The sequence below is a fragment of the Acinetobacter sp. YH16031 genome, assembly GCF_013417335.1.
GTDB lineage: Bacteria > Pseudomonadota > Gammaproteobacteria > Pseudomonadales > Moraxellaceae > Acinetobacter.
In genome coordinates, this window is sequence record NZ_VPED01000057.1 from 1 (window position 1) to 6,695 (window position 6,695).

The following is a 6,695-nucleotide window of genomic DNA, read 5'->3' on the forward strand; positions in this document are numbered from 1 at the left end:
CGCTCATTAATCCAATACCATCATCCTGGGAAACCATCCCTAACATAAGCGCACTTGAATATGCATTCAAGGTGCTATATGTATAGTAATGTTTTCCTCGAAGAGCGCACTTATGCAAACTTCGTTTGCAAGTACGATTGGGGTCTCCCCAATACCCCGACAACCGTATCCACGGTTGTACTTCACTACGTGAAAATTTAAAAGCGAAAATAGGCATGGCGATTTACCACTTTTCAGTCAAAACCGTAGCACGATCAGCAGGGCGTTCCGCTACTGCTGCGATTGCCTATCGGGCAGGTGAAAAGATCTATTGTGAACGTGAGGGCCGAGAACATGATTACAGCCGAAAAACAGGTGTGGAATATAAAGAAATTTATTTACCCGAAGGCGCACCAGAACATTTAAAAAACCGGGAAAGACTCTGGAACGAAGTTGAACAACGGGAAACCCGAAAAAACTCGACAGTTGCCCGAGAATTTGAAATCGCTTTTCCAAGTGAATTAAATCAGGAACAACGCCTGGCCATGCTCGAAGAGCTATGCGCCAGTATCGTGGACAGACACCAGGTAGCCGTCGATGCCTGTATTCATGCACCGCATACTGGATCTGGTAGTGATGAACGCAATTATCACGCGCATATCCTGATGAGCACACGCAAACTTACTCAGGAAGGCTTCACCGAGAAAACCCGGGAACTGGATCAGAAACACAGTGGAGAAATCGAACACTGGCGCGAACACTTTGCCGATATCTGCAATATGCACCTGGATCTGGCTGGATACACTGCCCGAGTCGACCACCGCAGCTACAAAGACCAGGAGAATGGTTTAGAAGCCACGCTGCACGAAGGGCCGAAAGTCACCGAACTGCGCCGAAAAGGGATTGAGACCGAAATCAGCCGAAGCAATGACGAAATCAAACAGAGAAATCAGGCTCAGCTGCAATACAGCAAAAATATGGATCTGCTGATTGCTGAAAATGAGATCAAACTCAGCACACTGAAAACAGAACAGCAGATCCAAATCAAAAATAGCGCTAAAACGCCACCAATTGACGAAAAAGCCCTGTTTGAGGAAAAACAGAGGGAAACCCTTGGCAAAGTGCTAAAACGCGAAATCAGCGCAAAAGACGCGAATCTAGACCTGGATTTCATGCAGCGTAATCTCAAACAAGCCGAAATAACCCTGACCAAGCACCACAAACATCAAAATGAGTTCAATCAGCAGCTTGCCCAGGAGATCGTGAAAAGCGGACTCAAGCAAAGTCATGACAAATTGCAAAGCCTGGTCGATCAACACAACGAATTAACTCAGAACAAACCCTTACTGTTTGGAAAAAAAGCCTGGGAAGCCCAACGTGATGCGATTTACCAGGAGCACAAAAAGCTGAAAGGTCAGCATGAACACCAGAAAAAACATGGTGTGAAGGATTTATTGGAAAATGACAAATTCAAAGAACATGCCTGGAAGCAGTACCAACAACAACATCCAGCCAAAGCCAAGCAATACCAGACTCTATACCCATCCTATCAAGTCATTAAAAAATGTGTGGATGAGATCAAAGCAGAACAACAGATGAAACTCAGACAGGAACAACAGCTCAAAGCACAGCAACATGCGCCTAAAATGAAATCTCGTGGCATGAGTCGCTAAACAGAGCGAGTGTCTACGAGCGAACTGAGAAAATTTGCCCATCCCTTTCCCTGATTACAAGCTCCCTATCCATCAATCACCTGCTTTACAGAGCATCCCGAATGGGTGCGAACTTTCCAAATTTGATTCCTAAACCGAGCGTAGCGAGAAAAAAAGCTCATGAGCGAAGCGAATTCCGAGCTGCTTTTGATCTTGCTTTTGCTTTTTCTCAAATTCACGAAAATATGAACCAAAAATTGCCCCGACGAATCGAGCGAAAGCGAGATTCAATAGAGTTTGAGCGAAGCGAAAACCAAGGGCAATTTTTTACTCCCTGGGCTTTTAATTATTTTTAAGCTTTTAAATGCTTTTAATTAAGCTGTAATCCTTTATTCATAATGGTTCTAGAGATATTAAAACGAGGTTTACCTTGCATTAAAACGAGGTTTACCTTGCATTAAAACGAGGTTTACCTTGCATTAAAACGAGGTTTACCTTGCATTAAGCGAGATAATTATATAACCTCGTCTTATTGAATTAAAAATATAATCTTTTCATATGAAAACAGAACTAGTTGTTAAAGATAACGCCTTAATCAATGCCAGTTATAACCTCGATCTAGTTGAACAGAGGTTAATTCTCCTAGCTATTGTTGAAGCAAGGGAATCGGGTAAAGGGATAAATGCTAATGATCCACTAACAGTTCATGCTGAAAGTTATATTAATCAGTTTGGTGTACATCGAAATACGGCTTATCAGGCGTTAAAAGATGCTTGCGATGACTTGTTTGCAAGACAATTCAGTTATCAGAGTCTTAGTGAAAAAGGTAACACTATTAATCACAAATCAAGATGGGTGAGCGAGGTGGCTTATATTGATAATGAAGCTGTCGTTAGACTTATTTTTGCCCCTGCTATTGTGCCTTTAATTACTAGGTTAGAAGAACAATTTACAAAGTATGAAATACAACAAATAAGTAATTTAACAAGTGCTTATGCTGTTCGTTTATATGAAATATTGATTGCATGGCGTAGTACTGGAAAAACGCCTCTCATAACTATGTATGATTTTAGACAAAAAATAGGTGTACTCGAGACTGAATACAAACGAATGTATGATTTTAAAAAATATGTTTTAGACATTGCATTAAAACAAGTAAATGAACATACCGATATTATTGTCAAAGTTGAACAGCATAAAACAGGTAGATCTATTACTGGTTTTTCATTTAGCTTTAAACAGAAAAAATCAGCCACGCATTCAGTCGAATCTAAAAGAGATCCGAATACATTAGACCTCTTTTCAAAAATAACAGATAAACAACGCCATCTATTCGCCAACAAGCTCTCAGAGCTTCCTGAGATGAGTAAATATTCACAAGGCACAGAAAGCTATCAGCAGTTTGCTGTACGTATAGCTGCCATGCTGCAAGATGCAGAGAAATTTAAGGAATTACTTCCTTTACTCAGAAAATTAGGATTTCAATGACATTGTTAATTGAAATTGTTAAGTTAACAGTCAGGTATTAACACAAGTTGAAAACTGGTTTACATAATGAAAAAACTGTCAGTTTCAGAGTTAGCTAAGCTTTATGGATATTCAAGACAAGCCATATATGCACATATAAACAAAGGAAATTTATCTAAAGGATCTGATGGATTAATTGACTTTTCAGAGGCCCTAAGAGTTTTTGGGGAACCACAAAAAAAAGAGGATACAGTCAATCAAAGTCAATCAATTAACAGTCAAAACTTGACAGAAGTTGACTTACTAAAACGTCAAGTTGACATACTGGAAAAACAATTAAATCAGGCAATACAGAGAGAAAATCAATCTTTAGAACGTGAATCGTTTTATCAAGAACAGATTGAAGCTATGCAGCGCTTACTAGAAGCACCAAAAGCCAATATGACTACCTTTACCGATCAGAGCTTTAAACAGGATATAGCAACGGATCCTCGGTCGGAACTAGCAACGAACTATGACGAATTGACTACTCCTCAGCAAGACAATAAGCGTATTCCTATCCCGGAGCATGTTGAACCAGAACAGAAGAAGAGAGGCTTCCTAAGCCGCTTTTTCCTTCCATATGGTTAGCCAAGACTCCAGTTTTTTGAAGAGCCAATTTCAGTGCAAGCACTTGAAATAATGACTCCTCAAAAAACCGGATGATGTTTATTAAAACTGAATAAAACCGTGGAACATCGCTCAATTAGTGATCGTGGAACATGAATAATCAATAAAAAGCCGTTCTGGTGCCCTATACTCCAGAACGGCTTACGTTAATATAATGATATTTAAAGAGAAATATCAAGCATTTCGTATAAGGTGTATTATGTTAATTTTAGTAGAACTAATAAATCTATATATTTGAAAATGTCATTTTACTCAATTAAATACTCTTCAGATATTTCACACTGTTCAACAAAAAAATGATCATGTGAAACTAAAATTACAGCGCCCTGATATTGGCTAATAGCCTGCGATAGAAGCTCTCTAGACTCAATATCTAAATGATTTTCTGGTTCATCAAGCAATAATAAATCAATACCATCAGGATAGTGACTCATTGCTAATAATGCGACTTTCAATTTTTCACCACCACTCAGTTCTGATAGTTTTAATAAAGCTTTTTCACGACGAATACGTAACTGACCTAACAAATTTCTCCACTCAACTTCAGTAAGATTGGAGTTATAAAGTGCAAGGTTTTCGATTACGGATAAATCATTATTTAATAAACTAAAGTTTTGATCTAAATACAAACATGTTCCACTAAAGAAAATATCATCACGTTGATGGGTAGAAATCAATTTCAATAAGGTTGATTTACCAATTCCATTAGCACCTTTAAGATGGATTTTTTCGCCAGCTTTCAATGCAAAATTAATTTTATTTGTTGCTGTATGGGGTAGCTTTAAATCATGAATTCTTAAAATCTCTCCTTGCTTCGTACTCTGTAAGTGGAATTCAAACTTCTGAGCTTTGATTTTTTCTACAATGGTCTGCCTATTAATCAGACTATTTTTCAAATCATCAGTTTGTCGAGTTTGTTGGGCACGTAGCTTACCTAAGCTTTGTCCAGCATTTTCCTTTTTGAAATCTAGAAAAATCTTTGCTTGAGAATTAGAATCACGAAGTTCATTGCCTTTAGATTGACGTTTATTCGCTTTCATTAAGCTATCATGTTGCCGTTGTTTTAACTGCTTTAATTCTTTTTTCTCATTATTAATAGACTGAGTTAATGCATCCATGTGTAGCTGATGCTGTTGAATGTAATGCTCATAATTACCTTTGTAGTGTTGTAAGCCTAATTCAGTTAAAGCATAAATATGTTGGACTTGATTGAGTAATTGGCGATCATGACTAATCAGGCATACACCACTAGGGTGTGCCAAAATACTCTCAATTAACCATTGTCTAGATGTTGAGTCTAAATGGTTGCTTGGTTCATCTAAAAGTAGATAGTGATCCTTTTTTAAAAACAAACGACATAAAGCCAGCTTTGTTTTTTGTCCTTCACTCAGTTTTTCTGTTGGAAAGTTCAAATCCGTAGGTAAGTCAGCATTTTCAAGTATATTTTGCCATTTTTGTGGTAAATCCCAGGTATTTTCAACTAACTCATAATCATCAAAACTAGCTGTATTGTTCTCTATACGCCGAAAAGCATGATGTAAATGATCTACCTCTAATGCTTGTGCAATATTTTCAGCATTAAGGCGTTCTAATTGTGCCAAATAATCATGTTGGATATTCCATGAAACTTGACCACTATAATGAATATCTAAAGCTTGGCTTTGATCTAATATTCTGAACAATAGGGATTTACCTAAACCATTACGTCCAATTAATGCAGAAACCTGTCCTGATAAAAGCGTAATGTTTAGCTGATCAAACATTTTCTGTGTAGAAAATTCTAAATTTAAGTTTGAAGCAATACATGCATGTTGCATAAAAAATTCCTCATGTAGAGGATATGCAAAATAGTGAAGATTAACTTATAAAAAACAATATATTATTTAGGATATAAAGTAGAGACCAAGAATATATAGCCACAAGTAGAATCTATTTTGCACATCAAAAGTTTAAAAATAATGATGAGAAAATGACTTACTTCATTGGCGTTACTCTTGGGAGGATGATTTGAATAAGGTTATTTTATAATGATAAGACAATCTGTCAAGCTTGTACTAAAGCTTCTAAAAGTTATTTAACATAATGGCTGTTATGCGAAACGAGATCTACCAGCTCTCGTTTTTTGTTATGGAAACTGCTAAAATTCAAATACGCCATTGACGTATAAAGAGTCCATGTTATTTATTGAAACCAGCATCTTTACCAAGCAAATTAAAGACCTTGTATCTGATGAGGAATATCGTCAACTTCAGCAAGATCTTTTGGTACAGCCTGATAGAGGTGACCTAATCAAGAATGGCGGTGGTATTCGCAAAGTACGTTGTGCTCAAGGTAACAAAGGGAAAAGTGGTGGGATACGGGTGATTTATTATTGGGTCACCGAGGATGATCAGATCTTTTTCTTAGTGGCTTATCCAAAATCAGTAAAAGATAATTTAACAGATAAGGAAACCGCCATTCTGCACCAACTCGTGAAGGAGCAATTTCATGGATAACAACTTATTTGATGACTTGGTTGCTTCAATCAAAGAAGCTGGAGCTATCAAACGTAAAGAAGTTAAAGCAAGCCGAGTTACAGAACTCGAATTGCCTGATATTAAAGAAGTACGTGAAAAAACTGGCTTGAGCCAAAATGAATTTGCTGCACGTCTACATATTAGCCCCCGTACCCTGCAAAATTGGGAACAGGGACGACGCTATCCAACTGGACCAGCAGCTACATTGATTCGAATTTTAGATGCTCACCCAAGCCTTATTTGAAAAAATTACTTAAAAAATGGGAGCTTAAGGCTCCCATTTTTATTTCGTATAAGGTGTATTATGTTAATTTTAGAAAATCTTCACTACTATTATTTTAAAATAAGCCTTATATCCAAGCATAAAACAAGGTTGTCTAGACTTCTTTTAACAGTAAAGTTATCATAAAAC

Annotated in this window: 7 protein-coding genes; 6 read left to right on the plus strand and 1 reads right to left on the minus strand. The window is 37.3% G+C overall.

Going from position 1 to position 6,695, the window contains the following annotated elements:
• Positions 1–215: 215 nt before the first annotated feature.
• From mobQ to FTV31_RS15175, 4 genes are all read left to right on the plus strand, one after another.
• Positions 216–1,652 carry a MobQ family relaxase gene (gene mobQ / locus FTV31_RS15160; RefSeq protein ID WP_107111964.1) on the plus strand — a complete coding sequence of 479 codons (1,437 nt, stop codon included), beginning with the start codon at positions 216–218 and terminating at the stop codon, positions 1,650–1,652.
• A gap of 101 nt (positions 1,653–1,753) precedes the next feature.
• Complete coding sequence (locus FTV31_RS15165; RefSeq protein ID WP_068553069.1) at positions 1,754–1,987, plus strand: hypothetical protein; 234 nt, start codon at positions 1,754–1,756, stop codon at positions 1,985–1,987.
• A gap of 202 nt (positions 1,988–2,189) precedes the next feature.
• Positions 2,190–3,119 carry a replication initiation protein RepM gene (gene repM, locus FTV31_RS15170; RefSeq protein ID WP_068553070.1) on the plus strand — a complete coding sequence of 310 codons (930 nt, stop codon included), beginning with the start codon at positions 2,190–2,192 and terminating at the stop codon, positions 3,117–3,119.
• Between the two features lie 66 nt (positions 3,120–3,185).
• Positions 3,186–3,728 carry a plasmid replication DNA-binding protein gene (locus FTV31_RS15175; RefSeq protein WP_004896925.1) on the plus strand — a complete coding sequence of 181 codons (543 nt, stop codon included), beginning with the start codon at positions 3,186–3,188 and terminating at the stop codon, positions 3,726–3,728.
• A 287-nt stretch (positions 3,729–4,015) separates the two neighbouring features.
• Here FTV31_RS15175 and FTV31_RS15180 read toward each other — a convergent pair whose 3' ends face one another.
• Entirely contained in the window at positions 4,016–5,584 is a 1,569-nt protein-coding gene (locus tag FTV31_RS15180; protein WP_159124549.1) for an ATP-binding cassette domain-containing protein, read from the minus strand.
• A gap of 357 nt (positions 5,585–5,941) precedes the next feature.
• On the opposite strand from FTV31_RS15180, the gene FTV31_RS15185 reads away from it, so the two are divergent.
• Entirely contained in the window at positions 5,942–6,262 is a 321-nt protein-coding gene (locus FTV31_RS15185; RefSeq protein ID WP_000897307.1) for a type II toxin-antitoxin system RelE/ParE family toxin, read from the plus strand.
• The gene (nadS, locus tag FTV31_RS15190; protein WP_000369781.1) at positions 6,255–6,527 is read left to right on the plus strand and encodes a NadS family protein; all 273 of its coding nucleotides are present in this window, start codon (positions 6,255–6,257) and stop codon (positions 6,525–6,527) included. Before FTV31_RS15185 ends, nadS begins: the two co-directional genes overlap by 8 nt.
• Positions 6,528–6,695: the final 168 nt, after the last annotated feature.